This is a genomic window from Sinorhizobium sp. B11 (assembly GCA_039725955.1).
Lineage (GTDB): Bacteria > Pseudomonadota > Alphaproteobacteria > Rhizobiales > Rhizobiaceae > Rhizobium.
In genome coordinates, this window is sequence record CP091033.1 from 385,592 (window position 1) to 410,769 (window position 25,178).

Annotated in this window: 23 protein-coding genes and 2 pseudogenes; 13 read left to right on the plus strand and 12 right to left on the minus strand. The window is 60.8% G+C overall.

Annotated elements, in window-relative coordinates; translation table 11 throughout:
• The first annotated feature begins 319 nt into the window (after positions 1–319).
• On the plus strand, positions 320–1,663 hold the full coding sequence (locus LVY75_01730; GenBank protein XAZ20711.1) for a nucleotide sugar dehydrogenase: 1,344 nt from the start codon (positions 320–322) through the stop codon (positions 1,661–1,663).
• Here LVY75_01730 and LVY75_01735 read toward each other — a convergent pair.
• On the minus strand, positions 1,653–2,828 hold the full coding sequence (locus tag LVY75_01735) for a DUF3095 domain-containing protein (GenBank protein XAZ20712.1): 1,176 nt from the start codon (positions 2,826–2,828) through the stop codon (positions 1,653–1,655). The genes LVY75_01730 and LVY75_01735 overlap by 11 nt on opposite strands.
• A 121-nt stretch (positions 2,829–2,949) precedes the next feature.
• Between LVY75_01735 and LVY75_01740 the strand changes: the two genes are divergently transcribed.
• Positions 2,950–3,429 (plus strand): class I SAM-dependent methyltransferase, encoded by a 480-nt coding sequence (locus LVY75_01740; protein XAZ20713.1) that lies wholly within the window; start codon positions 2,950–2,952, stop codon positions 3,427–3,429.
• A 7-nt stretch (positions 3,430–3,436) separates the two neighbouring features.
• Here LVY75_01740 and LVY75_01745 read toward each other — a convergent pair whose 3' ends face one another.
• Positions 3,437–3,892 carry an Rrf2 family transcriptional regulator gene (locus LVY75_01745; protein ID XAZ20714.1) on the minus strand — a complete coding sequence of 152 codons (456 nt, stop codon included), beginning with the start codon at positions 3,890–3,892 and terminating at the stop codon, positions 3,437–3,439.
• A 136-nt stretch (positions 3,893–4,028) separates the two neighbouring features.
• On the opposite strand from LVY75_01745, the gene LVY75_01750 reads away from it, so the two are divergent.
• Positions 4,029–4,934 (plus strand): NAD(P)/FAD-dependent oxidoreductase, encoded by a 906-nt coding sequence (locus tag LVY75_01750; protein ID XAZ20715.1) that lies wholly within the window; start codon positions 4,029–4,031, stop codon positions 4,932–4,934.
• 12 nt (positions 4,935–4,946) lie between these two features.
• Here the strand turns inward: LVY75_01750 and LVY75_01755 are convergent, their stop codons facing one another.
• Together LVY75_01755 and LVY75_01760 are read right to left on the minus strand one after the other, a co-directional pair.
• Positions 4,947–5,825 carry an FkbM family methyltransferase gene (locus LVY75_01755; protein ID XAZ20716.1) on the minus strand — a complete coding sequence of 293 codons (879 nt, stop codon included), beginning with the start codon at positions 5,823–5,825 and terminating at the stop codon, positions 4,947–4,949.
• Positions 5,825–7,540 (minus strand): adenylate/guanylate cyclase domain-containing protein, encoded by a 1,716-nt coding sequence (locus tag LVY75_01760; protein ID XAZ20717.1) that lies wholly within the window; start codon positions 7,538–7,540, stop codon positions 5,825–5,827. Before LVY75_01760 ends, LVY75_01755 begins: the two co-directional genes overlap by 1 nt.
• Positions 7,541–7,733: 193 nt before the next feature.
• Between LVY75_01760 and LVY75_01765 the strand changes: the two genes are divergently transcribed.
• Both LVY75_01765 and LVY75_01770 read left to right on the plus strand, forming a co-directional pair.
• Positions 7,734–8,825 carry a glycosyltransferase family 4 protein gene (locus tag LVY75_01765; GenBank protein ID XAZ20718.1) on the plus strand — a complete coding sequence of 364 codons (1,092 nt, stop codon included), beginning with the start codon at positions 7,734–7,736 and terminating at the stop codon, positions 8,823–8,825.
• The gene (locus LVY75_01770) at positions 8,815–9,582 is read left to right on the plus strand and encodes a polysaccharide deacetylase family protein (GenBank protein XAZ20719.1); all 768 of its coding nucleotides are present in this window, start codon (positions 8,815–8,817) and stop codon (positions 9,580–9,582) included. Before LVY75_01765 ends, LVY75_01770 begins: the two co-directional genes overlap by 11 nt.
• Here the strand turns inward: LVY75_01770 and LVY75_01775 are convergent.
• Complete coding sequence (locus LVY75_01775; protein XAZ20720.1) at positions 9,564–10,394, minus strand: MBL fold metallo-hydrolase; 831 nt, start codon at positions 10,392–10,394, stop codon at positions 9,564–9,566. The genes LVY75_01770 and LVY75_01775 overlap by 19 nt on opposite strands.
• Before the next feature lie 502 nt (positions 10,395–10,896).
• Between LVY75_01775 and LVY75_01780 the strand changes: the two genes are divergently transcribed.
• Genes LVY75_01780 through LVY75_01790 form a run of 3 tightly spaced genes read left to right on the plus strand, consistent with a single transcriptional unit; the run spans position 10,897 to position 14,655 of the window.
• Complete coding sequence (locus LVY75_01780) at positions 10,897–12,012, plus strand: ABC transporter ATP-binding protein (GenBank protein ID XAZ20721.1); 1,116 nt, start codon at positions 10,897–10,899, stop codon at positions 12,010–12,012.
• Positions 12,005–12,964, plus strand: a complete 960-nt coding sequence (locus tag LVY75_01785; GenBank protein ID XAZ20722.1) for an ABC transporter substrate-binding protein — start codon at positions 12,005–12,007, stop codon at positions 12,962–12,964. The genes LVY75_01780 and LVY75_01785 overlap by 8 nt, the downstream gene beginning before the upstream one ends.
• Before the next feature lie 11 nt (positions 12,965–12,975).
• Positions 12,976–14,655, plus strand: a complete 1,680-nt coding sequence (locus tag LVY75_01790) for an iron ABC transporter permease (GenBank protein XAZ20723.1) — start codon at positions 12,976–12,978, stop codon at positions 14,653–14,655.
• A 309-nt stretch (positions 14,656–14,964) separates the two neighbouring features.
• Here the strand turns inward: LVY75_01790 and LVY75_01795 are convergent, their stop codons facing one another.
• The 6 genes and pseudogenes from LVY75_01795 to pcaD form a co-directional block, all read right to left on the minus strand.
• Positions 14,965–15,732: an SDR family oxidoreductase gene (locus LVY75_01795; GenBank protein ID XAZ20724.1), complete on the minus strand. Its 768-nt coding sequence runs from the start codon at positions 15,730–15,732 to the stop codon at positions 14,965–14,967.
• Positions 15,733–15,794: 62 nt separating this feature from the next.
• A pseudogene (locus LVY75_01800) lies at positions 15,795–16,842 on the minus strand (3-carboxy-cis,cis-muconate cycloisomerase).
• A gap of 111 nt (positions 16,843–16,953) precedes the next feature.
• Positions 16,954–17,565 carry a protocatechuate 3,4-dioxygenase subunit alpha gene (gene pcaG / locus LVY75_01805; GenBank protein ID XAZ20725.1) on the minus strand — a complete coding sequence of 204 codons (612 nt, stop codon included), beginning with the start codon at positions 17,563–17,565 and terminating at the stop codon, positions 16,954–16,956.
• A 1-nt stretch (position 17,566) separates the two neighbouring features.
• The gene (gene pcaH / locus LVY75_01810; protein ID XAZ20726.1) at positions 17,567–18,316 is read right to left on the minus strand and encodes a protocatechuate 3,4-dioxygenase subunit beta; all 750 of its coding nucleotides are present in this window, start codon (positions 18,314–18,316) and stop codon (positions 17,567–17,569) included.
• Between the two features lie 10 nt (positions 18,317–18,326).
• On the minus strand, positions 18,327–18,725 hold the full coding sequence (pcaC, locus tag LVY75_01815; protein ID XAZ20727.1) for a 4-carboxymuconolactone decarboxylase: 399 nt from the start codon (positions 18,723–18,725) through the stop codon (positions 18,327–18,329).
• Positions 18,722–19,525, minus strand: coding sequence for a 3-oxoadipate enol-lactonase (pcaD, locus tag LVY75_01820; protein XAZ20728.1), 804 nt, complete (start codon positions 19,523–19,525; stop codon positions 18,722–18,724). The genes pcaC and pcaD overlap by 4 nt, the downstream gene beginning before the upstream one ends.
• 93 nt (positions 19,526–19,618) lie before the next feature.
• On the opposite strand from pcaD, the gene pcaQ reads away from it, so the two are divergent.
• From pcaQ to LVY75_01845, 5 genes and pseudogenes are all read left to right on the plus strand, one after another.
• Positions 19,619–20,557, plus strand: coding sequence for a pca operon transcription factor PcaQ (pcaQ, locus tag LVY75_01825; GenBank protein XAZ20729.1), 939 nt, complete (start codon positions 19,619–19,621; stop codon positions 20,555–20,557).
• A 64-nt stretch (positions 20,558–20,621) separates the two neighbouring features.
• Positions 20,622–21,515 (plus strand): NAD(P)-dependent oxidoreductase, encoded by an 894-nt coding sequence (locus LVY75_01830; protein ID XAZ20730.1) that lies wholly within the window; start codon positions 20,622–20,624, stop codon positions 21,513–21,515.
• Between the two features lie 81 nt (positions 21,516–21,596).
• The gene (locus LVY75_01835; protein ID XAZ20731.1) at positions 21,597–22,274 is read left to right on the plus strand and encodes a response regulator transcription factor; all 678 of its coding nucleotides are present in this window, start codon (positions 21,597–21,599) and stop codon (positions 22,272–22,274) included.
• Entirely contained in the window at positions 22,271–23,641 is a 1,371-nt protein-coding gene (locus LVY75_01840) for a HAMP domain-containing histidine kinase (protein ID XAZ20732.1), read from the plus strand. The genes LVY75_01835 and LVY75_01840 overlap by 4 nt, the downstream gene beginning before the upstream one ends.
• A gap of 85 nt (positions 23,642–23,726) precedes the next feature.
• Positions 23,727–24,295 (plus strand): annotated as a pseudogene (locus tag LVY75_01845) (methyltransferase domain-containing protein).
• Positions 24,296–24,373: 78 nt separating this feature from the next.
• Here LVY75_01845 and LVY75_01850 read toward each other — a convergent pair.
• Positions 24,374–25,129, minus strand: a complete 756-nt coding sequence (locus LVY75_01850; protein ID XAZ20733.1) for an IclR family transcriptional regulator — start codon at positions 25,127–25,129, stop codon at positions 24,374–24,376.
• Between the last annotated feature and the right edge of the window lie 49 nt (positions 25,130–25,178).

Sequence of the window (25,178 nt, forward strand, 5' to 3'; positions counted from 1 at the left end):
ATTATCGTGTCAACGATTGCCGACAACCGGCTGTGACACCCGCCAGCTTCCGACCTCCTGGAAACGGGCGAGCAATCTTTGCAAAGCAGTTCATTATCATTTGCCAAAATAGGCACGCTGAAAGTGCGAAACAATGGCATCAGTAAATTTTTTGTGCGTTCCGGTTGCCGGGATCGGCCGCCCCCAATCATTTTGTCTATATCCGGCTCACGAATTCAGGCCGCGGGAGGGTCAGGCGCTGCCAAAGAGGCCGGGTTTTATTTGCTGCGATCATGCATTAGATCAGCGTTCGGATTCACTTTTCGCAAGAGGCACGGCCTTGGACGCAAGCTCTTCCACCTTCGAGACGCTTTCAAAGAAGATTGAGGCCCGTACTGCGCGCGCCGGCATCATCGGCCTCGGTTATGTCGGCCTGCCGCTGGCGATGGCCGTGGCGCGTAGCGGCTTTGCCGTGACCGGCTTCGATATCGATCCGAAGAAGATCGTCGCGCTGGATGCCCGCCGTTCCTATATCGATGCTGTGACGAAAGAGGCGCTGACGGCCGAGATCGATGCGGGGCGGTTCTCCTCGACAACCGATTTTGCCGGCCTTTCGGATTGCGACGTGATCGTCATCTGCGTGCCGACGCCGCTCACCAAACATCGGGATCCCGATCTTTCCTTCGTGGAAGCGACGTCGCGGTCGATCGCCGCCCATCTGCGGCCGGGCCAGCTCATCGTGCTGGAATCGACAACCTATCCCGGAACGACCGATGATATCGTGAAGGTCATTCTCGAAGGGACCGGGCTGAAATCCGGTTCCGACTTCTTCGTCGGCTTCTCGCCGGAGCGTGAGGACCCCGGCAATCAGCATTACCACACCGAGACCATCCCGAAGGTCGTTGCAGGCGACGGCGCGCAAGCCCTGTCGCTGATGAAGTCCTTCTATGGTGCCGCCGTCTCGACCGTCGTCCCGGTCTCCTCCAATGCCACTGCGGAAGCGGTCAAGCTCACCGAAAACATCTTCCGCTCGGTCAACATCGCGCTCGTCAACGAGCTGAAGACAGTCTACGCCGCGATGGGGATCGATGTGTGGGAAGTCATCGATGCAGCCAAGACCAAGCCATTCGGTTATATGCCCTTTTATCCCGGCCCGGGTCTCGGTGGCCACTGCATTCCGATCGACCCTTTCTACCTCACCTGGAAGTCGCGCGAATACGAGCTGCCGACACGTTTCATCGAGCTTGCCGGCGAGATCAATTCGGCGATGCCGCGCTATGTCGTCGGCAAGCTGGCAGAGGCGCTGGATATTCGTGCCGGCAAGGCACTCAGCCGCTCACGCGTCCTCGTGCTCGGCCTCGCCTACAAGAAGAATGTTGCCGACATCAGGGAAAGCCCGTCGTTGCGGCTGATCGAAATCATCGAAGAGCGGGGCGGCAAGGCGGATTATCATGACCCCTTCGTCGCGGAGATCCCGTCGACCCGTGAATATCAGGCTCTGAAGGGCCGGAAATCCATCGACCTGAAACCGGAAGCCGTTGCCGGGTATGATGCGGTTCTCATTGCGACTGACCATGACATGATCGACTACGCGGCTCTTTCGAAGAGCGCCAAGCTGATTGTCGACACCCGAAACGTCTTAAGCCGGCTCGGCCTCTCGGCCGATCATGTCATCAAGGCGTAACGAGCACGCCGGAAAGCTGCTTGCCGGTGATCTGGCTGGCGGCGACGGCGTAACCGCCAGCTGCGCCGTCGATGAAGTGCATGTGGTCGCGCGACAGCGGCGTCGGCACGAAGCAGGTCATCAGTGCCGACGACTGGCGGTGCAGGCCGTAACGCGCCACACCCTTTTCCTGTGCCTGTTTCAACAGCATCTCGATGCGGGCGAGATGCGTGGCGTCGACATCGATTGTCATCTTCAGTCCATCGTCGAATTTACGGAAATCCGAGTTGCCTGAGACGTCCCTCTTGTAGCGGCTTGCGTCGAAATGGGCGAAGGTGATTCCGAATTTATGCAGGAAGACGACCAGGCCGATCTGCAGGAGGATGAAGAGCTTTTGCCGCAGGCGTTTGCCGTCAGGTGCGGTGGCTTTCACCTCGCGATTGATACCCTTCATCGAGAAGGCAAGCTCAGGCCCGTTTTCCGGCACGGGATGCCCGCTGCGGTTCTGTTCTGCAGTGATGGAAACGATGCCGGTAACGAGAGCCTGGAATTCCGGCCCTGGGCCGTCCTCGCCAGGCACTGCGATGATCGAGACGATTTCCCCGTTGCGGGCCTCGATCGGGCTCCAGCGGCAGGAGAGGCCGGTCAGATCCGGCCGGGTGCCGGGTGCGGCCTTCTCGACGCCGTAACGGCCCATCTTCATATTCTTCTCGGCCCATATCGTGCCACCGCCGGAAAACATCGCATAGGTGACATAAGGACTTGCCGAATAACGGGCGACGCGTACGTCGAGACCCTCCGCGCGAATATCCGCGATCGGTACGATGGCGATGCGCAAATCGAGGTCGAGATCTTCCTTCACCCAGACCTGCGTCGCGGCAAGCGCCTTGCGCGCTTCCTTCTCAAGCGAAACGGGCAAGGCGATCAACGCGCCGTCGCCGGCAAAGACGAAGGGATAGTCGCCCTTGCCGACGGCATTCAGCACCGCGGAAATGACGCTGGCACCGGCCATGTTGACGTCCTTGTAGCGGCCGCCGGAAATCGCCTTCGTCGAGCCGACGATATCGGCCATCGCCAGCACCCATCCTTCGGGCAACGGCTGATAGTTGCTCTCATCGGTCACGCCTTCGAAGTCGCTGAAGACAGGCACGTTGGCGAAGAATGCGTCGTTGGACATCTCGTTCATGGGACTGAGTTTATCACAGACCCGTGTTACCGCTGCAACGGCAATTTGCGTTTCCGGCAATCGACTTACACTGCATCGATATGGTAGCACCGCTGACATATTTTATGATGGACGGGACAAGATGAGCCGCCTCGACAGCTTCATTCGCCGATTGACGGCTCAACGCGATATTCTCAACGCGATCATTGACCTGGTGGAAGAGGTAGAGGGGTCGGTGCTCGAATTCGGCCTCGGCAACGGTCGCACCTACGACCATCTGCGCGAGCATTTTCCCGACCGCCGCATTATCGCCTTCGATTGGGAAATACGTTCCTATTCCGCTTCAACACCGCCGGCCGAAAACATGGTGACTGGCAATATCCGCGACACCGGCCAGGCGTTCCTCGGGATCAATGCTGCGCTCGCGCATGCCGATATCGGCACCGGACATGACGAGGTCGATGCCGTCACGCTGACCTGGCTGCCACAGTTGATGGCTGGCGTTCTTACGCGTCACGGCATCGCCGTCAGCGGCTTGCCGCTGGAGCATGCCGAGCTTTTGCCTCTGCCTTTGCCCGACGGCATCAAGGAAGGCCGCTATTTCCTCTACCGCAGGAAATGATCCGCGCTCATGAGGCGCAGGAATAGGGTGTCGCCGAGCGCTCGGCAAACTTTGCCTCGAAGTCGGCCGCGATCTTGTCCAGCGTCACGCTGCCCAGCCGCCGCAGGAGCAGCGCCTGTGCCTCCTTCATCGCGTCCTCGAGGGCGGCATTTACGGCTTGTTCCACAAGGCATGTAGGCTGATCATCGGCCGGCCCGATCGCGAAAAGATGCGGTTCGCCGATAGCGTTATAGACATCGAGCAGGGTGATTTCCGATAGCGGACGCACCAGCGTCCAGCCTCCGCCATGCCCCTTTTCGGAACGGACATAGCCCTGCGCTCGAAGGCCGGCCATAGTGCGGCGGACGACGACGGGATTGGTGTTCAGCATCTTGCCAATCATTTCAGAGGTCGCCGAATGCTCATGCCGATCCATATGGATCAGCACGTGCAGCATGCGTGAAAGGCGGCTGTCATTGCGCATGAGGTTTCATTCCTGTCGATCGAAGGGGCCATTATCACAAGCGGATCGTAACAAGACAAGTAACATGATACTTGACCACTTCATTTCATGTAACTTATGTTGATTCATGATTGAGGCGTCGTCGAAGGAGAGTGCTATGTCATTCGAGGCTATCGTTGTCGGCGGAAATTTCGCCGGCCTGTCCGCGGCAATGCAGCTGGCCCGGGCGCTGCGCCGGGTTCTGCTTGTCGATGCGGGGGCGCCGCGCAATCGATTTTCGCCGGCCTCCCACGGCTTCCTGGGCCAGGATGGCCAGACGCCAGCGGCGATCATGCGGGAGGGAAAGCGGCAGCTTGCGCTTTATCCGACCGTCACCATTCGGGACGGGGAGGTTGTTCAGGCGCGTGCCGATGGCGACGAATTCGTCATCGGCATCAGGGGTGGTGGCGAAGAAAGGGCCGCGCGCATCGTCCTGGCAACCGGGATCAGAGATACACTGCCCCAGATCGCCGGTCTGCCAGACCGATGGGGACACTCCGTGCTGCACTGCCCCTATTGCCACGGCTATGAGGCGAGCAGCAGTAGGCTCGGTGTTCTCGCAAACCATCCGCTTTCAGCACATTCCGCCATGCTGATTCCCGACTGGGGAGAGACAACCTATTTCACCCAAGCGCTATTCGAGCCCGATGAAGAGCAACTCGTGCGGCTGACCGCTCGCGGCGTACGGATCGAGCGCAGCCCCGTCGTGGAATTATTGGGCGATAGTCCCAGGCTTGAGGCCGTTCGCCTCACCGATGGCCGGATCGTGCCGCTCGATGCCGTGTTTGTCGCTCCGAAAACGGCGATGGCCAGTCCGGTTGCCGAGCAGCTCGGCTGTGTCTTCGACGACGGTCCGTTTGGTCCTGTCATCCGGACCGGCGATAACAAGGAAACGACCGTCAAGGGTGTCTTTGCCGCCGGCGATGCGGCGAGCGCCATGCACAACGCCACGCTTGCTTCCGCCTCAGGGGTACTTGCTGGTGTGCATTGCCATCAATCGCTGGCGATGCAGTCAGCCGGATAGCTCTTGTTCGGTCTAAGGCAGGAACAGCACGTCATATTGATCGAATGCGCCCGGCAGATCACGGACTTTCATCTCCTTCTCGTGGTCCTCGAAGACCACGAGACAATTCTCGTAGAAGCCGGCGAGCATGCGAATGAAGGCTTTTGTGCCCTCAGGGCCGTAGAAGAGCGGCGTGAACTCCATATAGAGCGGCGCGCGGCGGGCAAGCAGCGGTAGCATCGAGCGACAGGCAACCGGCTCATACCCCTCGATATCCATCCAGACGAGACCGATGGACGCCTGATCGATGTCGAGGTCGTCGAGGATGCCGGTCACGGAGCGCACCGGGACGCTGATCTTCTGGTCGCTAGCGCTCTGGCGGATGGCGCTGCTCTTGCCATGATTGGCACTGTTTAGAAAGAAGTCGATCTCGCCTTCACCTTCGCCGGCGGCGCAGTTGACGAGGCGTACCACATCCGCGAGCCCATTCTGACGGATGTTCTGTTCCAGAAGGCGGAAATTGCGAGGGTCCGGCTCGACGCTGACGATGCCGGCAAATGCCCGAGCGAGCGCAAAATAGACGGTCTGGGTGCCGATATTTCCGCCGATCTCGAGCAACATGCTGTCCTTTCTCAGCAAGCCGCGCTGGCGCAGGATCACGAGCAGCCGATCGACGGCCTCCCGTTCGAAATGGCCCTTCCGGAAGACCTTGCGGCCGATATAGTCGGCGGGCGAAAAGCTCATCAGGTGATCGCCTGCATCGACCGTCATGGAGATGACGCGCGTCCCGATATTTTCGATCAGCAGTCGGCGGCCAAAACGGGTGTTGAAGAAACGCGTGGCCAGCGCATTGCGCGCCTTGCGCAAACGACGTCTCCAATATTTGCCAGTTAGCCACGCTTGGCCGGACATTATCGCTTTTCCTTGAGCGGTTCGGCGGCCTTCTCTCTCGGAATGACATAGACTTTCAAGGGCAGCGCCCGTCCACGCACATTGATTTCGCAGCTTTCCACCGGTTCCAGATCAATGCCGGCGCCTTTTGCGACCGGCTCGGAGATCACGATCGCGGCATTGAGTTCCTTGGCGGCCGTCTCCAGGCGGCTTGCGACATTGACCGTATCGCCGACGGCCGTCAGGCTGCGCACCCGCCCATAGCCCATCGTGCCGACGACTGCCGGGCCGGCGTGGATGCCGATGACGATTTGCAGCGGTAAAGGCAGTTCGTCGGAAAGTTCGGCGGCAAGTTTTTCCACCTCGGCAGCAATCGCGGTTGCGGCCGCGACAGCCTGCCGGCAGCCTTCCTCTGGCGTGGTGTTGAGGCCGAAGAGTGCCATGGCGCCGTCGCCGATGAATTTGTCGAGCTGTCCGCCGGCCTGTTCCACCGCCTTGCCGACGATTCCGAAATAGCGGTTGAGCAGGAAGACGACGTCGAAGGGCAGGCGGGTCTCGGTCAGCGTCGTGAAATGACGCATGTCACAGAAGAGTACGGCGATGTCGCGCTCGCGGCCGGGGCTGGTTTCCTGGCTATTGGCGGGGAGGGCTGCTTCTGTCTGCGGCACGAGCAGTGGCGCGACGGTCAAGTCCTTGTCCGGGCGGAGCTGACAGGCGAGGCGTACATCGGCTGCCGCATTGATGCGCTTCAGCGTCGTCTGCTCCAGCTTGTCGGGTGGCGGCAGGGTCCAATAATCGCTGAGAATCTGGACGCGGCACGTGGAGCACTGGCCCTTGCCACCACAAACCGAATAGTGCGGCAGGCCGCCAAGCCTGCTTGCCTCCAGGACTGTAAAGCCGCGTGGCACACGAACCGTCTCGCCGCCGGGATAGTGAACGGCGACCTGGGTCGCCCGCTCTTTCAACCTGCGGCGGGCTCGTGCCAGAATGACGAGAGCAAGCGCTGCGGAGAAGCTGCCGAAGAGCCCGGCGCGGATCTTCGCGATTTCCTCACGCGCCTCGGGATCGTTGTAGTAGCGGGTATTGATCGTTTCTTCGTAGTGGTCGGATTCCGATTGGACGTAGGAGGGATCGGACAGCGTGCGGCCCATCTCGACGAAACCGAGCAGCGCCAGCACCGGCAGGAGAATGGCGATGGCCAGAAGCAGCGACGAGGAATTGACGTACCACGACCGGTAGCGCAGCCAGAAATGGATGCCGATGCAGCCGTGGATCCATACGGCAAGCAGTGCGAAAGTCTGGCGTACACCGTCCTTCGGCGAGTTGATCCAGAGCGTGCGGACGATCGTCTCGTAATTGTCGCTATAGCTGTAGAGCGCATGGACGATGCGTGTGCCGATAACATGGTCGATGAGCAGCAGCGGAATCAGAAGGCCGAGAACGATTTGCGCCATCTCGTTCTTCGGCATGATGAGGCTGCGGCGCATATAGAGCCCACGTAGCACCAGCGTCAGATGGACCAGGACCGAACCGTAGAAGAGCAGAGTGCCCAGCGGATTACGCCAGATCGCCAGAAACAGTCGGCGCGCATCGTCGGCTGCCGTCAGCGAAACGAGCCCCAACGCATGGTTTGACATATGCAGGATGATGAAGACGAACATCACAAGGCCGGAACCGAGTCTGGCCTTCCTGATCGTACGTTCCGAAAAAATCCCTGTGGCCCAGACCGTGGTCATCAATTCCTGTTCTTGAAGCTCAAATCGCAAATGCACTAGAGAAGACGAAAAAGGGCGGAATTATCGTCTCGTCTAATCACGATCGCTTCGGTATGCCTGCCTGTATCGTTCAAGGATAGTGACAATAGCGGAAATTTTCGCTTACGGCGTGAGCGCCGATTGGAAAACACACTGTCATACGCGGAGTGTCGCGATGAGGATCGCTTTCTACGCGCCGATGAAATCGCCTGATCATCCGGTGCCGTCAGGTGACCGCTTGATGGCGCAGCTGTTGATCCGGGCGCTGGAAATGGCCGGGCATTCAGTCGAGGTCGTGTCTCAATTCCGCATCCATGCCGGCACGCCGGAAGCGGCGGCCGAAGCGCTACCGAGGGCCGGGGAGGAGCTCCAGCGGATTCGGCACAAATGGCGGGACGAGCCGAAGCCGGAACTCTGGTTCTGCTATCATCCTTACTACAAGTCCCCCGATCTCTTCGGACCGGCGATCGCTGCGGAATTCACCATTCCCTATGTGACCGCCGAAGCCTCCTATTCGCGCAAGCGCGACGCGATGGGCTGGGCATTGTTTCAGAAGCCGGTCGGCGAGGCGATCCGTCAGGCGGCGGTCAATATCGCCTTTACCGAACGCGACCGGAAAGGACTGGAAGACGTCTTTCCCGAAGCGCGTATTGCCGGAGTAAAACCTTTCATCGACACAGTGCTCTTCGAAGCGGCAACGCCTGCTCCCGTTCCGCAACGCTTGGCGAGCGTGGCGATGATGCGGGCCGGTGACAAGATGGAGAGCTACACGATGCTCGCTGCGGCACTGCGCAAGATCGAGGATCGGCCCTGGACGCTCGGCATCATTGGCGACGGTCCGTTAAGAGCTGAGGTGGAGGCGCTGTTTGCGGGCTTTGCCCCCGGTCGTATCGACTGGCTCGGCCAGAGGGAGCCGCAAGAGATAGCCGACCTGCTTTCGAAGAGCGGCATCTATGTCTGGCCGGGCTGCGGTGAAGCCTATGGACTTGCCTATCTCGAAGCGCAGGCGGCGGGGCTTCCTGTCGTGGCGCAGGAAACTGCCGGCGTGCCTGCCGTCGTGGAGGCCGATGTGACCGGGCTATTGACGCCTGCCGGCGATGTGGAAGCCTACGCGCGCGCCGTTGCCGGACTGCTGGATGACCGGACGCGCCGTGACGCCATGGCATCTGCCGCCCGACGCTTTGTTATCGAAGAGCGTTCGCTTGCCGGCGCATCACATGAACTGGATTTGATCCTCAACCATGCAGGAGCAGCACATGATCGATAGCACCCTCCGCGAGCCGTTGCATCGGGAGCTGGAGCGCTGGCGCGACGCTGGCCGCGTTGCACGGCTCTGGCTGCGGGATGACGATGCGATCGAGCCGACGGCGGCGCTCGAGCGACTGCTTGGAGAGACGAGAAACTACGGCATCCCCCTCACGCTCGCTGTCATTCCGGCCTTTACCGGCATGCCACTCGCTCAGAGGCTTGCGGATGAGACACATGTCAGCGTGGCAGTTCACGGCTGGGCCCATCACAATCATTCCGGACCTGACGACAAGAAACAGGAACTCGGCGGATCACGGCTGGAAGAAACCATCCTCGGCGAGCTCTACGAAGGTTTCCTGAAGCTGAGGGATCTCTACCCCGCGCGCTTCCTGACAATGCTGGTTCCGCCCTGGAACCGGATAGACAAGGGCCTCATTCCCAAACTGCCGGCGCTTGGCTTCGGATCCCTTTCCACTTACGGACGCGCCAAGGGAGAAAGTCCGATCGCCATCGTCAACTCCCATGTCGATCTCATGGACTGGCACGGCACCCGCGGTGGACGGCCGATGGCAGAGTTGATCGGCGAACTGGTCGCGGAGTTGCAGGATCGGTTCGAGGGCGGCAACGAGCCAATCGGCGTGCTTGCGCATCATCTGGTGCATGACGCGGCGGCGTGGGATTTCCTCGGCGAACTTTTCGAGGCGACGGCAGGCCATCCCGCGGTGGAATGGGTCTCTGCCGCCGCACTCGTGCGGGATCAGATGTCGACGACCTGATTGTCGCGGGCAGCGAAGGCGCCGGCAAAGGCGGCCTGCGCCTCGCTTTCCATGACGGCAAGCTGCTCATCGGTGCGCGAAGGCGCATGATGGAATAGGGCGAAGCGCTTAGCGCCCGCCATCTTTGCAAGTTCAGTGCCGTGCTGCCACGTGGAGTGGCCGAAGCCCTTGAAGCGCTGCATCTCGTCTTCATTGTAGGTGCAGTCGTAGACCACGAGATCGGCGTCCTTCATCATCTCGAGCGCCACCGGATCGTAGGTGCCCGGAATGTGCTCGATGTCGTAGATCAGCGACACTATGCGTCCCTTCCAGTTGATGCGATAGCCGATCGCGCCGCCTGGATGGTTCAGCATGTAGGTCTGCATTTCGACGCCTGCATGCGGCGTCAGCGTCTGGCCCGCATGGAAATCGCGGAAGTTCATCGTCGCCTGGCAAATATCGGTCTTTACCGGAAACCAGGGCGGGCTGATGAACTGCTCGACCATCTCGCGCGTGCTCATCTTGCCGTCCAGATGGCCGGACCAGATGTTGACGTTGATCGAAGGGTAGTAGATCGCCTTGAAGAAGGGCAGGCCGATGATGTGATCGTAATGGCAGTGGCTGAAGAAGAGATCGACATCGCGGACTTCGTCAGCAATGAGCGAGAGGCCGGCCTCGCGCAGTCCAGAGCCCGCGTCGAACAGCATCCGATGCTCGCCGCAGCGAATTTCAATGCAGGAGGTGTTGCCTCCATATCGGTCGAATTCCGGGCCTGATACGGGGATGCTTCCCCGAACGCCCCAAAATTTCACCTGAAACAGATCGTTACTCATTTTCCTTCAAACCAGCTTTCCCGCTTCGTCATCGTAATCACCATCGATCCCGATGCGAAGCTGCAGAATTCCACGGGTTTGCCTATATCCCCTCGCACTCTTCTAACGGCTAGCCGAAGAAGAAGTAGATTTTCCTAAGCAATCGGCTTTTGGCTCAGAATGCAAGCCGGTATGGTTCGTTTTCGGTAAACGTCCCGACACATGCGAGGGTGCGACATCTCCCGCGGATCATGCATCTTAAATGGTTGCGTGCGACCGAAAATGCAAATTCGTTGCTTTTGGGCGTCCTGAAGCCGCGAAACGGCATGAAAACTGCGTAGAAGATGGCCGGCGGTAAGGCGCGGCTACGGGAGGGCTGCGTCTTAGTCATCCCGGCACGAAACGCCAACGTCCTCCTGTCCAGAAGATATTGTCACAAAACTGAAATATATCTGTCGCAGAGCTGTCATCCGGTGTGCCTAAATGTCGCCATACTTTCTTTAAAGCGACATTTGGTCTTCCCATGAACGCCCCTTCAATTCGATCGTCCTGTGCCGTTGCTGCGGCGGGTCTGGAATTGAGCTACGGGCCGACGCAAATCCTCAAAGGCATTGATTTTTCTCTGGAAAAGGGTAAGACGCTGGCGTTGCTCGGCCCTTCGGGCTGCGGCAAGACTACGCTCTTGCGGCTGGTCGCCGGGCTGCTTGTGCCGACCAGGGGTTCCGTTTCGATTGCCGGCACGACAGTTGCCGACGGTTCGACCGGTGCCTTCGTTCCGCCGGAGCGGCGCGGGCTTGGCATGGTCTTTCAGGACTATGCGCTCTGGCCGCATCTGACGGTCGGCGGCAATGTTTCTTTTCCGTTGGAAATGCGTGGCATCGGGAAAGCCGAGCGTCACGAGAGGACGATGCGGTCACTCGAGCGCGTCGGGCTTGCTGCCTACGCAGATAGGCGACCGAGCGATCTTTCCGGCGGCCAGCAACAGCGCGTGGCAATTGCCCGCGCCATCGTGGCCGAACCGCAGCTCATCCTTTTCGACGAACCGCTTTCCAATCTTGATCGCGAACTGCGCGAAAACATGGTCGGTGAACTTGCCGAACTCATCTCCACGCTCGGCCTGACGGCAATCTATGTGACGCATGATCATAGCGAGGCACTGACGCTTGCCGATGAGGTCGCAGTCATGCGCTCCGGCCTGATCGAGCAGCTGGCGTCGCCCGATGATCTGATCATGCGTCCGGCAACGCCCGAGGTCGCCGACTTCCTGCGGCTTGGCTGCCTTGCGGATATCGAGCGGCGCGGTACGGCCTGGTATTTCAAGGGTAGCGATATTGTGCTGACCGAGGCTGCGGGCATCGCCGGCAACAGCGCCCGCGTGTTGCTCCCGGTCGCCTCCATCTCGGCCGGCAAAGTCTCTGCTGATCGCCTTGCCGCCACTGTGCTGCGCTCGCAGTTTCGCGGCGACGGGCACCTGGCGAGCGTTTCGCTCTCCGGCCTGCCCGGCCTGGAATTACAGGTGCTTAGCCGCGTGAAGCTTCGTGCCGGCGAGGTAATCGGCCTTGAGATCGACGCCGCACAGATCCGCTGGTTTCAGCGGGAAATACACCAATCCATAGAGGAGAAATTGGAACATGTTTAAGTCATTGAAGAGCATCACTTTTGGCGTTGTCGCCGTAGCCCTGATGGCCGGCGTCGCCCATGCCGATGTCACCGTTTACACCGCTGGCCCGCAGAGCCTGATCGACAAGCTGTCGGCTGGCTTTACCAAGCAGACCGGCGTCAAGGTCAATGTTTTCCAGGCAACGACCGGCAAGGTCATGGCGCGTATCGAAGCCGAAGCCGCTAACCCGGTTGTCGACGTCGTCATCTCGGCTTCCTGGGATACGGCAAACGACTTCGCCAAGCGCGGCTGGCTTGTCAGCTATGCAAGCCCGAACGCTGCCAAGGTGCCGGACTTCCTGAAGTCCGAAGGCGCTGTTGCACAGGGCATCTCGGCTCTCGGCATCGTCTGGAACACCAAGAGCGGCACGCCGAAGCCGTCCGAATGGGCTGACCTCGCAAAGCCGGAATACAAGGATCTCGTCAATATCCCGGACCCTGCGCAGTCCGGTTCGTCCTTCGAGCTGACTGCTGCCCTCGCCGGCCAGGACGACTGGAAGCTCTTCAAAGCTCTGCAGGCTAACGGCGCCATCATTGCCGGTGCAAATGCTGATGCCCTGAACCCGGTTCTGCAGGGTGCAAAGGCCGTCGTCTTCGGCGCCGTCGACTACATCGCTCTTGCCGCCCAGAAGAAGGGCGAGAATATCGAAGTCGTGTTCCCGAAGTCCGGTACGGTCATCGCACCGCGCCCGGCCATGATCATGAACTGGTCGAAGAACCAGGACGACGCCAAGAAGTTCATCGACTACATGCTCTCTGACGAAGGTCAGGCGCTTGTTGCCGGCGAAATGCTGATGCCATCGCGCACCGACATTGCCGCCAGCCGTCCGCTGATCGGCGACCTGACGCTCCTGAAGTATGACACGGCTGCTGTCTACGGCAAGCGCAAGGAAACGCTGAAGACCTTCGCTGATCTCTACGGCGCCAAGTAAGGTCTGAACGAATGAGGGGAAACGGCATCGGCGGCACGGCTCCGGCCGCCTGGCTTGCAACAGCGGGTCTGGTTCTCGTCGTCGCCGTTCCCTTCATTGCGGTGGTGCTGCAAGGCATCTTCCCCGAACTTGGACGGGGCTCGTTTGCGAGCCCGTTCTCCTCTCTCTATGCGACCCTCGCCGATAGTTCGCTGATCCGCATGGGCGGCAATACCATCCTGCTCGGCGTTTGCGTGGTGTTCGCCTCTGCATTGGTTGCCGTACCGCTCGGTGTTTTCCGCGCTCTCTACAGGATTCCATTCGCGCCTCTCTGGGACGTTCTCTTGCTCGTGCCCTTCATGATCCCGCCTTATATTGCGACACTCGGCTGGATCATGACCCTGCAGCCGCGCGGTTATCTGCAGCAGCTTGCCGGCTTCAATCTGGCGCCCTTCCTGTTTTCGATTTTCGGCATGACGCTGGTCATGGCCTTCAACACTTTCCCTGTCGTCTATTTTGCCGTGTCGCGCACCGTCGAAGCCGTCGGCGCACGTTACGCCGATGTCGGTCGTGTCTTCGGCGCCTCTCCGGCACGCGCCTTCTGGCGCATCACGCTGCCACTCTCGGCCCCCGGCCTGACCGCGAGCCTGATGCTGGTCTTCGCCGCCGCGATCGAGGAATACGGCACGCCGGCAGCGCTCGGCCGACGCGCCGGGTTTCAGGTACTGGTAACTGGCATCGACCTTCGCGTCACCGACTGGCCGATCGATCTGCCGGGCGCGGCCATCCTGTCGCTCGTGCTGGTCGCCATGTCGCTGATCACCTTCCTCCTGCAGCGCTGGATCCTCGCGCGCCGCTCTTATCAGACGGTCGGCGGCAAGCCGACGGCGAAGGACAAGCGCCCACTTGGCGCGCTGAAAGCGCCCGTGATGATCGCGTTCACGGTCGTCGCCTTCCTTGCAACCGGCGTGCCGTTGCTGGCCATCCTCGCGACAGCGTTGGCACGGACCATCTCAGGCGGTCTCGCTTTCGACAATGTCAGCCTCGACAATTTCATGGCGGTCTTCGGCAATAGCGCCGGCGCCGTCACGGCACTGATCAACAGCTTCTCGCTCGGTATCGGTACGGCGCTTATAACGGGCCTGATCGGTGTGACGGCCGCCTATACCGTGGTGAAGACGAAGATGTCAGGCCGCTTGGCGATCGATGTGATGACCATTCTGCCGAATGCCCTGCCGGGTATCGTCGTTGCTGTCGGCCTCATCCTCGCCTGGAATATGCCGGGCCTGCCGTTTACACCCTATAATACCGCTTTCATTCTGCTGCTTGCCTATTGCTGCATCCTGCTGCCGCAGCCGGTTCGCTATACCACGGCCGCCTTCCAGCAGATCGGTGACAATCTGGAGGCAGCAGCCCGCGTCTGCGGTGCCAGCGGCGTCACAGCCTTCCGCCGCATTCTGCTGCCGCTCGTCTTTCCGAGCCTTGCTTCCTCGATGCTGCTTGTCTTCGCGCTTGCCTCGCGTGAGCTCGTTGCTTCCGTCGTCGTCGCACCGGTTGGCATGCAGACGATCGCGACCTTCATCTGGCGCCAGTTCGAGCAGGGCTCCATCGGCCTCGGCATGGCGATGGCTTTCATCGCCATCTGCATCACGACATTGCTGCCGCTGATCCTCATGGGGCTGATGCGGCGTGGCAATATGGTCGCGGATTGAGGCGTCCTCTAAATTTAAATGTTCTTGTTTCCCGCCAAAATTGCTGGGATAGTTTCCTCAGGCAATCTTTGGAGTAAACATGTCTCCAGTCACGGAGATCCTTATAGGCCTCTCGGCCGTTTCCATCCTGATCGTCGCATTTGCCGTATTCTTGTCTTGGAACCCTCCATGGTGGAGTCGTCTTCGTTTTCGAAGGCGTTTCGTTCGTGGCCAAGCCGAAGGCGGCATCGAGGTGAGTTTTGATCTCGATGATGGAGGCGATGGTGGTGGTGGTGGTGACGGAGGTGGCGACGGAGGAGGCGACTAACCTCAGAGCGATGCCGTAATCCCACCATCCACCATCAGCATATGCCCGTTGATGAAGGACGACGCGTCCGACGCCAGGAAGACAGCCGCACCTACCAACTCTTCCACGTTGCCCCACCGGCCGGCCGGCGTACGCGTCTCGAGCCAGGCGGAAAATTTCGGATCGTCGACAAGCGCCTGGTTGAGCGGCGTTCTGAAGTAGCCTGGCGCGATGGCGTTGACCTGCAGGCCATGCTTTGCCCAGTCCGTCGCCATGCCGCGGGTCAGGTTGCGAACAGCGCCCTTGGTTGCGGTATAGGGTGCGATATTCGGGCGGGCGAGTTCCGCCTGCACCGAGGCTATGTTGATGATTTTGCCGCGGCCGCGGCTGATCATCGCCTGTGCCACTGGCTGGCTGACATAGAAGATGCTGGAAACATTGGTGCGGAACAGTTCGTCCCACTTTTCGACCGGAAACTCCTCCAGCGGCGTCCGAAACTGCATGCCGGCATTGTTGATCAGGATATCGATCGGACCGATCTCCGCCTCGATATAAGCAATGGCGGTTCTGCTGGCCTCGGCATCCGTCACATCGAAAGCGGCGCTGACGGCGTGGCGTTTCCTTTCGCGGATCGTCTCGGCAGCCGCCTCCGCCTTCTGGGCGTTTCGGCCATTGATGATGACGGAGGCGCCATGCTCGGCAAGGCCGAGCGCCAGTGCATAGCCGATGCCCTGGCTGGAGCCTGTCACCAGCGCACGACGGCCGGAAAGATCGAAGAGCGGAAAGGTCACGGGATCACTCCTGAATTCAACACCCCTGCATAGCCGGTTTTACAGCCTTGACGCAAAGGCGATCAGCTTGTCCCTAGACGTTTGATGTTACCAACGAGTTCCGTTGCAAGCCGCAGTGACGCGGCAGTCGCCATGACCATCTGTGGGAGGACCAGCCATTCAAGTGTCCAGGCCGCGCCTGAGCGTTCCTGCTCATGAACGAGCGAATGGTGGATGGCCGAAAGCTGCGTCGCATTAAAGCGGGCAAGTGCCACCAGCGTTTCGGCGGCGACCGGATTCTGTTTGTGCGCCATTGCAGAGGAGGCGCCGCCGCCCGCAAGCTCGATTTCGCCGCCAGCTTCGGCAAGCAATGCGATGTCCTGACCGAATTTCCCGAGGCTGCCTGAAATCAGCGAATAGAGATTGGCGAGACCTGCGATGCGGGCACGCTGGCTCTGCCATTGCGGTTCGTCTGATAGCCCCAGTTCCTGCGCCAGCGAACTGCGCACGGCGGCGGCTTCGTCGCCAAGTTTTTCGAGCGTACCGGCCGCACCGCCGAACTGGACCGGGAAGACCTGCTCCGTCAGCCGATCGCGGTAGGTCTCCAGCGGGATCCGCCAGGCGGCGATACGGTCGGCGGCGGCGATGGGAATGGCGGCCTGCATGCGCGTATGGCTCATCAGGCGATTGGTGCCGAATTGTCGTTCGAGTGCTGCCATTCCACTGACGATGGCATGCAGACGCCCACCAAAGAGGAAGGTCACGGATTTCAGCCGCAGCATCAGGCTGGTATCGATGACATCCTGGCTGGTGGCGCCGAAATGCACATGCTCGGCGGCCTCACCACCGACTGCTTTCCTCAGTTGCCGGACGAGATCGGGAATGACGACGCCGTCCTTCGCTGTCGCCATCTTCAGGCTGGCAATATCAGGCGTTTAAAACGGCACAGGCCTCGCGGATCCTTCGGGCCGCCTCGGCCGGGATGATGCCATGCACCGCTTCAGCGCGCGCAAGTGCCGCCTCGAAAGACAGCATTGCCCTGACATCAGCGTCGGCTGAGAAATAGGTTGCAATTTCAGCGTCGCCGAGCAGGCCGCACAGGAAGGGATGGTCGAAGGAGGAGGTGGTCATGGAACGGCCCGTTTCATTGCAATCCCCTTCCGCCAGCCGGTGCCCTCTCCCCTGGAGAAGAGGATAGGGTGAGGGGACGCTACTTGTACTGAGCCTTGCTCGCAAGCCGGCTCAGATATCCAGGAATACCGTCTCCTTCGGTCCCTGCAAATAGATGTCGAAGCTGAGCTTGGCATCGTCGCGGGTGGCGATCAGCGTAGCTACGCGCTCCCGGTGTTCGATACGGGCGAGGATCGGATCGCCGGCATTGGCTTCCTGCTCCTCCGGAAAATACATGCGTGTATGCAGGCCAATATTGATGCCGCGAGCGACGATCCAGAAGGTGATGTGCGGCGCCATCTTGCGGCCGTCCTTGAAGGGAACCTTGCCGGGCTTGATGGTCTCGAAACTGTAGACGCCATCATCTCCACGGGTGGGGCAGCGGCCCCAGCCGGTGAAATTCGGGTCGGCCGTGCCGCGCATTTCCGAGGGACTGTTGTAGAGGCCGGCACTGTCTGCTTGCCAGATCTCGATGACGGCATCGCGAACGAGGGCGCCGGCGCCATCGAAGATACGGCCGCTGACGGTGATGTGCTCACCGAGCGTCTTGTCATTGACCATCTGCGCGCCGAGGTCGGTATCATAGACGCCGGTGATGTCGCAGAAATTCGGCGTCAGTCCGATATGCACATAGGGGCCGGCGGTCTGGGACGGGGTTTCCTTGAGATAGCCGAGTTCCTGCATGTCAGTTCCCCTCCAGCTTGTTTTCGAACATCGTCGAGCGGCGGCCGCGCAGCACGATATCGAATTTGTAGGCGCGGCTGTCCATCGGGATCGTGTTACCCCAGTCGAGCGGGGCAATGAGCTGCTCGATAGCCGCCTTGTCGGGGATGGTGCCGACGATCGGACATTTCCAGATCATCGGGTCACCCTCGAAATACATCTGGGTGATCAGACGCTGCGAGAAGCCGTGGCCGAAGATCGAGAAATGGATATGGGCCGGGCGCCAGTCGTTGACACCGTTCGGCCAGGGGTAGGCGCCGGGTCGCACAGTGCGAAAGAAATAGCGACCTTCCTCGTCGGTGACAAAGCGACCGCAGCCGCCGAAATTCGGGTCGATGGCGGCGAGATAGGTTTCCTTCTTGTGGCGGTAGCGGCCGCCGGCATTGGCCTGCCAGAATTCCACGAGAACGCCCGATTGCGGACGGCCGCGCTCATCGAGTACGCGACCGTGGACGATGATACGTTCGCCGATCGCGCTTTCGCCGGGTCGCGCGAAATTGTGGATCAGGTCGTTATCCATCTCGCCGATCATCGACTGGCCGAAGACAGGACCGGTGATCTCAGAAATCGTGCCATCAAGCGATAGCAGCGCGCGCTGCGGTGAGCGCAGAACTGATGTCTTGTAGCCCGGCGTATAGGCCGGTGAATGCCAGGCGCGGTCACGAGCGAAGAAGGCTCCGGTTTCTGGCTTGCGGTTCGGTAAGTCCGACATTCTGTCTCCCTCAGGCCACCTTGCCGGCGTCCATCTGCTCGAAAACCTGTTTGGCGATCTTGATCGCGTGATTGGCGGCCGGCACGCCGGCATAGATTGCCACATGCAAGAGCGCCTCGCGAATATCCTCCCGGGAGGCGCCGGTATTGACGGTAGCGCGCACATGCATCGCCACTTCGTCGTCCTGGCCGAGTGCGGCAAGTAGCGCGATCGTGATCATCGAGCGCTCACGCTTCGTCAGTTCAGGCCGCGACCAGACGTGACCCCAAGCCGCTTCGGCGATCAGTTCCTGGAACGGCCTGTCGAAGTCGGTCGAGGCAGCCTGGGCGCGGTCGACATGGGCATCGCCGAGAACGGAGCGACGAGTCGCCATTCCCTGTTGATAGCGTTCGGACACGGTGTCACTCATGGGCTTTTTTCTCCAATCGATGACAGGAAGGCGCGGATGATCGCCGTCAGCGCTTCCGGCTGCTCGACCGGCGGAATGTGGGCGCAGTCCTTGATGACTTCGTAGCGTGCGTCGGGGATCAGCCTGGCGGTGGACAGCACCAGATCCGGCGGCGTCGAGCCATCCTGATCGCCGACGACACAGATGGTCGGCACCTTGATCTTGGCTGCCGCCTCGGTGAAATCGGCGTCGCGGATCGCCGCGCAGGTTGCGTTATAACCTTCCACCGGCTGGCGGATCAGCATGTTGCAATAGCCGGCATAGGCGTTGTTTTCCGGTCGGCGGAAAGCCAGTGTGAACCAGCGCTCCATGACCATGTCGACGATGCTCGCAATGCCGCTTTTCTCGACCGCGGCGATGCGGTTGTTCCAGCTTTCGGCCGTGCCGATCTTGTGGGCGGTGTCGCAAAGGATGAGCGCCTTCACCAGGTCCGGACGACGCTGATAGAGCGACTGGGCAATCAGGCCGCCGACCGAAAGGCCGCAGATGACGGCATCCTTGACCGACAGCAGATCGAGCAGCCCGGCAAGATCCGTCGCATGGTCCTCCATGGAATATGGCACCTGGCCGACATCGGAAAGACCGTGGCCGCGCATGTCATAGAGAATGATGGCAAAATCGCCGGCAAGACGCACGATCACATCGCGCCAGATCCGGAAGTCCGTGCCGAGCGAATTGGCAAACACGATGACCGGCCTGTCAGCCGGCGCACCGATGAGCTGGTAGTGGATCGTTACGTCGTTGATACTGGCGAATTGCACTTTAAATCTCCTCCCCACCCAATTTGATGAGTTGATCCGGTTAAGTAAAATGATATTTTTCGGCTTTTCGATAACCTATGAGTTATGAAAATTATGATCGATAGTCGTATCAAGTTTCGCCATCTGCAGACCTTTGTCGAGGTGGCGCGGCAGAAAAGCGTCATGAAGGCGGCTGAACTCCTGCATGTCAGCCAGCCGGCGGTGACGAAGACGATCCGCGAGCTCGAGCTGGCACTTGGCGTCAGTGTTTTCGAGCGTGACGGGCGCGGGATCCGGATCACGCGTTATGGCGAGGTCTTCCTGCGCCATGCCGGCGCTGCGCTGACAGCGCTGCGGCAAGGGCTCGATTCCGTCTCGCAGGAGCAGTTCGGCGATGCTCCGCCAATCCGCATCGGCGCGCTGCCGACAGTCTCGACGCGCATCATGCCGCGGGCAATGGATCTGTTTCTGAAGGAAAATACCTGGAGCCGGGTGAAGATCGTCACCGGTGACAATACTGTGCTCCTTGAGCAGCTGCGTGTCGGCGATCTCGATCTCGTCGTCGGCCGTCTCGCGGGGGCAGAAAGGATGGCCGGCTTCTCGTTCGAGCATCTCTATTCCGAGCAAGTGGTCTTTGCCGTGCGCACCGGCCATCCGCTGCTTGGCGCCGGCAAATCGTTCTTCGCCGAACTCGGCCGCTATACGCTTCTCATGCCGACCCGCGGTTCGATCATCAGGCCGGTGGTCGAAAATTTCCTGATCGCCAATGGCGTCGCCAGCCTGCCGAGCCAGATCGAGACTGTTTCCGATGCCTTCGGCCGCGCTTTCGTGCGCGATAGCGACGCGATCTGGATCATCTCCAACGGCGTGGTTGCGCGGGATATTGCCGACGGCGTGCTTGTCGCCCTGCCGGTCGATACGAGCGAGACGAAGGGTCCCGTTGGATTGACGGTGCGTACCGATTCCGTCCCCTCGCTGCCGCTGTCGATCCTCATGCAGACGATCCGTGAGGCAGCGCTGGAAATTTCGGGGCAGCCTGCACCTGCGCACTAACCTTCAAGACAACTGCCGCCTTTGTTCGTAGACTTCGCTCCTGGCTATCCGAGGAGACGGCAAAATGAAAACAGGCTTCATCGGTCTCGGCGTGATGGGTACGCCGATGGCGCTCAATCTCGCGCGGGCAGGTACCGATCTCATCGTCTGGAACCGTTCGCCGGAAAGGGCTGACACGCTACGGACAGCGGGCGCCGAAGTGGCCGCGGATGTCGACGAAGTGTTTACGACAGCCCGGACCGTCATCCTGATGCTTGCAACGGCAGCGGTGATCGACACGGTTCTCGGGCGCGGTACACCAGGTTTTGTCGAACGGGTAGCCGGACATGTCGTCATCCATATGGGGACCACCGCGCCCGAATATTCGAAAGCGCTTGAGGCGGATATTCGTGCCGCCGGCGGCCACTATGTCGAGGCGCCTGTTTCAGGCTCGCGCCGGCCGGCGGAGGAAGGCCAGCTTGTGGTCATGCTTGCGGGAGATGCGGACGTCGTCGAAGAGGTTCGTCCGCTTTTGAAGCCCATGTGCAGGGAAACGGTTGTCTGCGGCGCCGTGCCGAATGCGCTCCTGATGAAGCTTGCCGTCAATATATTTCTGATCACGACGGTCACGGGGCTTGCCGAAGCGGCGCACTTTGCCGCCCGACAGGGATTGGACATGGGGCTTTTCAAAGCTGTCGTCGATGCCGGCCAGATGGCGAGCGGCATATCGCGGATCAAGAGCGGCAAGCTGGTGGAGCGGGACTTCTCAGTGCAGGCGGCGATCTCCGACGCGCTGAAAAACAATCGTTTGGTCGCCGAAGCGGCTCGGCATGCGGGCATTGCTTCGCCGCTGCTCGATGCTTGCCATGCGCTTTACGCGGAAACCGAAAGTCTGGGTTTCGGGCGTGAGGACATGGCGGCCGTCATCCGCGCGCTTGAAGCGCGAACCGAGGCAATCAGCCTGCCTTTCGGGGATTGACGCCACACCGCTCTGGCCTTTCTCGTCATGCTGACGCAATCTTGCCTGTGCACAGAGCGGCTTTTGAAGTTGGACGGTTAAATGCGCGTCTTGCTGGCGGAAGATGAACCGGAAATGGCTGCCGTGCTGGTGGCGGCGCTCCGCAACAACAATATCATCACGGACCACGTTTCCACGATCGAGGCAGCCGAGGAGGCCGTGAGGCTGAACAGCTATGATGCGCTGCTGCTTGACCGCAGCCTGCCGGACGGCGACGGGCTGGAGCTGATCGCCGACGCGCGCCGCATCCAGCCGGCTGTCCCGGTTATCATGCTGACGGCGCGCGGCGATCTGAAGGACCGGATAGAAGGTCTCGATCTCGGTGCCGATGACTATCTCGCCAAGCCCTTTGCCGTCGAGGAGCTGATGGCGCGTTTGCGCGCCATTCTGCGCCGTCCGGGGAATATCGAGATCGAGAGCCTGTGCCTCGGCCGGCTGCATTTCAACCTGCGCAACCGCGAGGCGCGCGTCGGCGAGACGGCACTCGAACTGCCTCGCCGCGAATTGCTGGTGCTGGAAGCGCTGATGCGCCGGGCTGGGCGCACGGTGGAGCGCTCAAGCCTCGAGGAAGCGGTCTATGGCATGGACGACGAGATCCAGTCCAACGCGCTGGATGCGCATGTCTCGCGGGTGCGCCGCAAGCTCGATGCTGCGGGCGCCGGTGTCGAGATCCATACGATTCGTGGCGTCGGTTACCTGATCCGGCAGGCCCGGCCATGAAGAAGATGAAGTTCTATTCGCTGAAATGGAGGCTGATCCGCCGGCTGGTGGCGCTGCAGGCCGCGACCCTGGTGCTGATCGCGATCGCCTTTGCCTTCGTCTTCTGGATTTCGGGCATGAGCGGCATTTTCGCTCCAGATGAACATGCAATCGATGCGGTTTCGGAATCGATTGCCTGGAACGCCGACGGTTCGATGCGTATCACCAACACCGACGATCTGGGTTACCAGCGCGAAAAGGCGGCCGACTTCTGGTTTCTAGTGCGCGATCAGCAGGGCCGCATGGTCAGCGAAGGCAATGTACCGGCGCAATATCTCGCCATCGCCGCGTCGGGTAGCGATATCGCCGAAGCCCGTTTCAATGGGGACGAGGACAATCCAGCGACGATTGCCGCACGCCTGCAAAAAATAAGGACGGATCACGGCGATCTGCTCGTCATCGTCGGCCGACAGGGCAGCCTTTCGGCCGGCAAACTGCTGGTCGTCTTCATGGCGATCGCTTCCGGTATAGTGCTGCCGGTGATTTTGCTGACGGGCCTGATAACACTGGCGGTCACACCATTCGTGGCGCGAGGCATCCACCGCGGATTGAGCGAGGTGGCGCAGGCGGCACAGGGCATCGACGGGACGACACGCGGCTACCGTTTGCCGCTGGAAAACGTGCCGGAAGAAGTTGCGCCGCTGGTGATTGCCATGAACGAGACGCTGCAACGGCTCGACGATGACCATAACAAGCAGCGACGCTTCATGCTGGCCGCCGCCCATGAGCTGCGTACGCCGATCGCCATCCTGCAGAACCGCCTGGAAACCATGCCGCCAACGGAGGCGACCAACCGGCTGCTGGAAGATGTCGCCCGCCTTTCGACACTGGCCCAGCAGCTGCTCGACCTGCAGAGGCTCAATCAGGAGCCGGTGCCGGATTGTTCCGTCGACCTTGCTACGGTCGCCCGCCGGCAGGCCGCAGAACTTGCGCCACTGATCATCGCCGCCGGCTATCAGGCAAATTTCGAGTTGCGCTCGATGCCGGAACGTATCCTCGGTGATGAGACTGCGCTGGAGCGGGCGATCGCCAACCTGGTTCAGAACGCCATCCAGCATGGCGGCAGGAGCGGCACCATCACCATCGCCGTGGAGCGCCCGGCACAGATTTCCGTCAGCGATGAAGGCCCGGGTATCGCGCCCGAGGACCGGGAGCGGATCTTCGAACCCTTCCAGCGTGCGAACGGTCGCAGCCAGGGCATTGGCCTCGGCCTCCACCTCGTGCGCGAGATCGTCAAAATACATCACGGGCGGGTATGGGTATCGGATGCGACCGGCGGCGGAGCCGCCTTCAACATGAGCTTCGAGCCGACAGCGCAGAGCGCCTAAAACTTTCAGTGATGCGGATAAACGTCATGCTCGCATCATTTGAAAGGAGAATATCGGCGTCGATCAATCGATGCTGGAGACCTGCATGCAACAGCCGCCGTTGGCCGCCTTCTTTAGTGCCCTTCTCGCCGAGCCCAGGAAAATCGGCGCGATCGTGCCCTCGGGAGGGCGGCTGGCGCGGTTGATGACCAGTGAGATCGAGCCTTCGGCGGGCAGGGTGCTGGAGCTTGGCCCGGGGACCGGGGTCTTCACCGAGGCGCTTCTGAAACGCGGCCTGCCGGCGCGAGACCTGACACTGGTGGAGCTCGAAACCCGCTTCATCGCTCCGTTGCAGCAGCGTTTTCCTGAGGTGACCGTACTCCAGCGCGATGCGCGCGAGCTTGCAGCCTGCAAGGCAGAACTTGGACTGCAGGCAGCAATCGTCAGCGGACTGCCCTTTCGCAATATGCCCCGGAGATCATCCGCGCCATTGTCGGCGGCAGTTTCGGCCTGCTGGACCGTGGTGGCGCCTTCTACCAGTTCACCTACGGCCGTGCCTGCTCGGTCCCGTCAGACGTGCTCGATGAGTTCGGGCTGCAGGCGGAGAGGCTCGGCCGGGTACGCCTGAATATCCCGCCAGCCAGCGTCTTTCGCATTTCGCGCCGCCCGGATTGACGGATGCGGTTTTGCTGGACTTCGTTGATTTCAGCCGGCTGGCTGGTCCAGAGTTTCTAAAGCGTTGTGCGACATGGGCTAGCGCAGCACGGTGCGCAGTGTCGCCTGGGTTTCCCTTAGCAGCGGCAGATAGCGCGCGACCATCTCGGACGCCGGCACATGGGCGGCCGGTGCGCCGATGTTGATGGCGGCCACGGTCTGACCGCGATCGTTCTCGACCGGTACGGCAATGGAGCAGAGGCCGATCTCAAGCTCCTGGTCGATGAGAGCATAGCCCTGTGCGCGAACCTTGCGGAACTCGGCCATCAGTTCCACAGGATCGGTCTTCGTGTTCGGCGTGTTCGCCTTCAGCTCGCTTCGGGAAAGAACTGCCCGTGCTTCGGCTTCAGGGAGGGCTGCAAGCAAGACACGGCCCATCGAGGCGCAATAGGCGGGAAGACGGCTGCCGGGTGTCAGGTTGATCGACATGACGCGGCGTTGCGAGGCACGGGCGATATAGACGATCTCGCCGCCGTCGAGTACCGATGCGGACGCGCTTTGGCCTGCCTTCTCGGAGAGCGCATCGAGATGCGGCTGAATGAGCACCGGCAGCGGCGTCGCCTCCAGATAGGCATGCCCGAGCCGCAGGATTTTCGGCGTCAGCGTGAAGAACTTGCCGTCGTAATCGGCATAACCGAGATCGGCAAGCGTCAGTAGCGAGCGACGCACCGTGGCGCGATCGAGGCCGGTTAGCTTCGCTGCATCCGTGATCGAAAGCCGGCGATGCATTTCGCCGAAGGCTTCGATCACCTTGAGGCCGCGGGCGAAGCCGCTGACGAAATCACTTTCCCGCATGGGCTTGTGTGGCTCCTTCCCGACAGCTTGGAAGTGTGGCTTCGCGGGA

What these genes read in the sequence shown, in the direction of transcription:
- LVY75_01735 (XAZ20712.1), bottom strand. Translation starts at nt 2,828, where the DNA reads ATGAACGAGATGTCCAACGACGCATTCTTCGCCAACGTGCCTGTCTTC.
- LVY75_01740 (XAZ20713.1), top strand. Translation starts at nt 2,950, where the DNA reads ATGAGCCGCCTCGACAGCTTCATTCGCCGATTGACGGCTCAACGCGAT.
- LVY75_01745 (XAZ20714.1), bottom strand. Translation starts at nt 3,892, where the DNA reads ATGCGCAATGACAGCCGCCTTTCACGCATGCTGCACGTGCTGATCCAT.
- LVY75_01750 (XAZ20715.1), top strand. Translation starts at nt 4,029, where the DNA reads ATGTCATTCGAGGCTATCGTTGTCGGCGGAAATTTCGCCGGCCTGTCC.
- LVY75_01755 (XAZ20716.1), bottom strand. Translation starts at nt 5,825, where the DNA reads ATGTCCGGCCAAGCGTGGCTAACTGGCAAATATTGGAGACGTCGTTTG.
- LVY75_01760 (XAZ20717.1), bottom strand. Translation starts at nt 7,540, where the DNA reads ATGACCACGGTCTGGGCCACAGGGATTTTTTCGGAACGTACGATCAGG.
- LVY75_01765 (XAZ20718.1), top strand. Translation starts at nt 7,734, where the DNA reads ATGAGGATCGCTTTCTACGCGCCGATGAAATCGCCTGATCATCCGGTG.
- LVY75_01770 (XAZ20719.1), top strand. Translation starts at nt 8,815, where the DNA reads ATGATCGATAGCACCCTCCGCGAGCCGTTGCATCGGGAGCTGGAGCGC.
- LVY75_01775 (XAZ20720.1), bottom strand. Translation starts at nt 10,394, where the DNA reads ATGAGTAACGATCTGTTTCAGGTGAAATTTTGGGGCGTTCGGGGAAGC.
- LVY75_01780 (XAZ20721.1), top strand. Translation starts at nt 10,897, where the DNA reads ATGAACGCCCCTTCAATTCGATCGTCCTGTGCCGTTGCTGCGGCGGGT.
- LVY75_01785 (XAZ20722.1), top strand. Translation starts at nt 12,005, where the DNA reads ATGTTTAAGTCATTGAAGAGCATCACTTTTGGCGTTGTCGCCGTAGCC.
- LVY75_01790 (XAZ20723.1), top strand. Translation starts at nt 12,976, where the DNA reads ATGAGGGGAAACGGCATCGGCGGCACGGCTCCGGCCGCCTGGCTTGCA.
- pcaG (XAZ20725.1), bottom strand. Translation starts at nt 17,565, where the DNA reads ATGCAGGAACTCGGCTATCTCAAGGAAACCCCGTCCCAGACCGCCGGC.
- pcaH (XAZ20726.1), bottom strand. Translation starts at nt 18,316, where the DNA reads ATGTCGGACTTACCGAACCGCAAGCCAGAAACCGGAGCCTTCTTCGCT.
- pcaC (XAZ20727.1), bottom strand. Translation starts at nt 18,725, where the DNA reads ATGAGTGACACCGTGTCCGAACGCTATCAACAGGGAATGGCGACTCGT.
- pcaQ (XAZ20729.1), top strand. Translation starts at nt 19,619, where the DNA reads ATGATCGATAGTCGTATCAAGTTTCGCCATCTGCAGACCTTTGTCGAG.
- LVY75_01830 (XAZ20730.1), top strand. Translation starts at nt 20,622, where the DNA reads ATGAAAACAGGCTTCATCGGTCTCGGCGTGATGGGTACGCCGATGGCG.
- LVY75_01835 (XAZ20731.1), top strand. Translation starts at nt 21,597, where the DNA reads ATGCGCGTCTTGCTGGCGGAAGATGAACCGGAAATGGCTGCCGTGCTG.
- LVY75_01840 (XAZ20732.1), top strand. Translation starts at nt 22,271, where the DNA reads ATGAAGAAGATGAAGTTCTATTCGCTGAAATGGAGGCTGATCCGCCGG.
- LVY75_01850 (XAZ20733.1), bottom strand. Translation starts at nt 25,129, where the DNA reads ATGCGGGAAAGTGATTTCGTCAGCGGCTTCGCCCGCGGCCTCAAGGTG.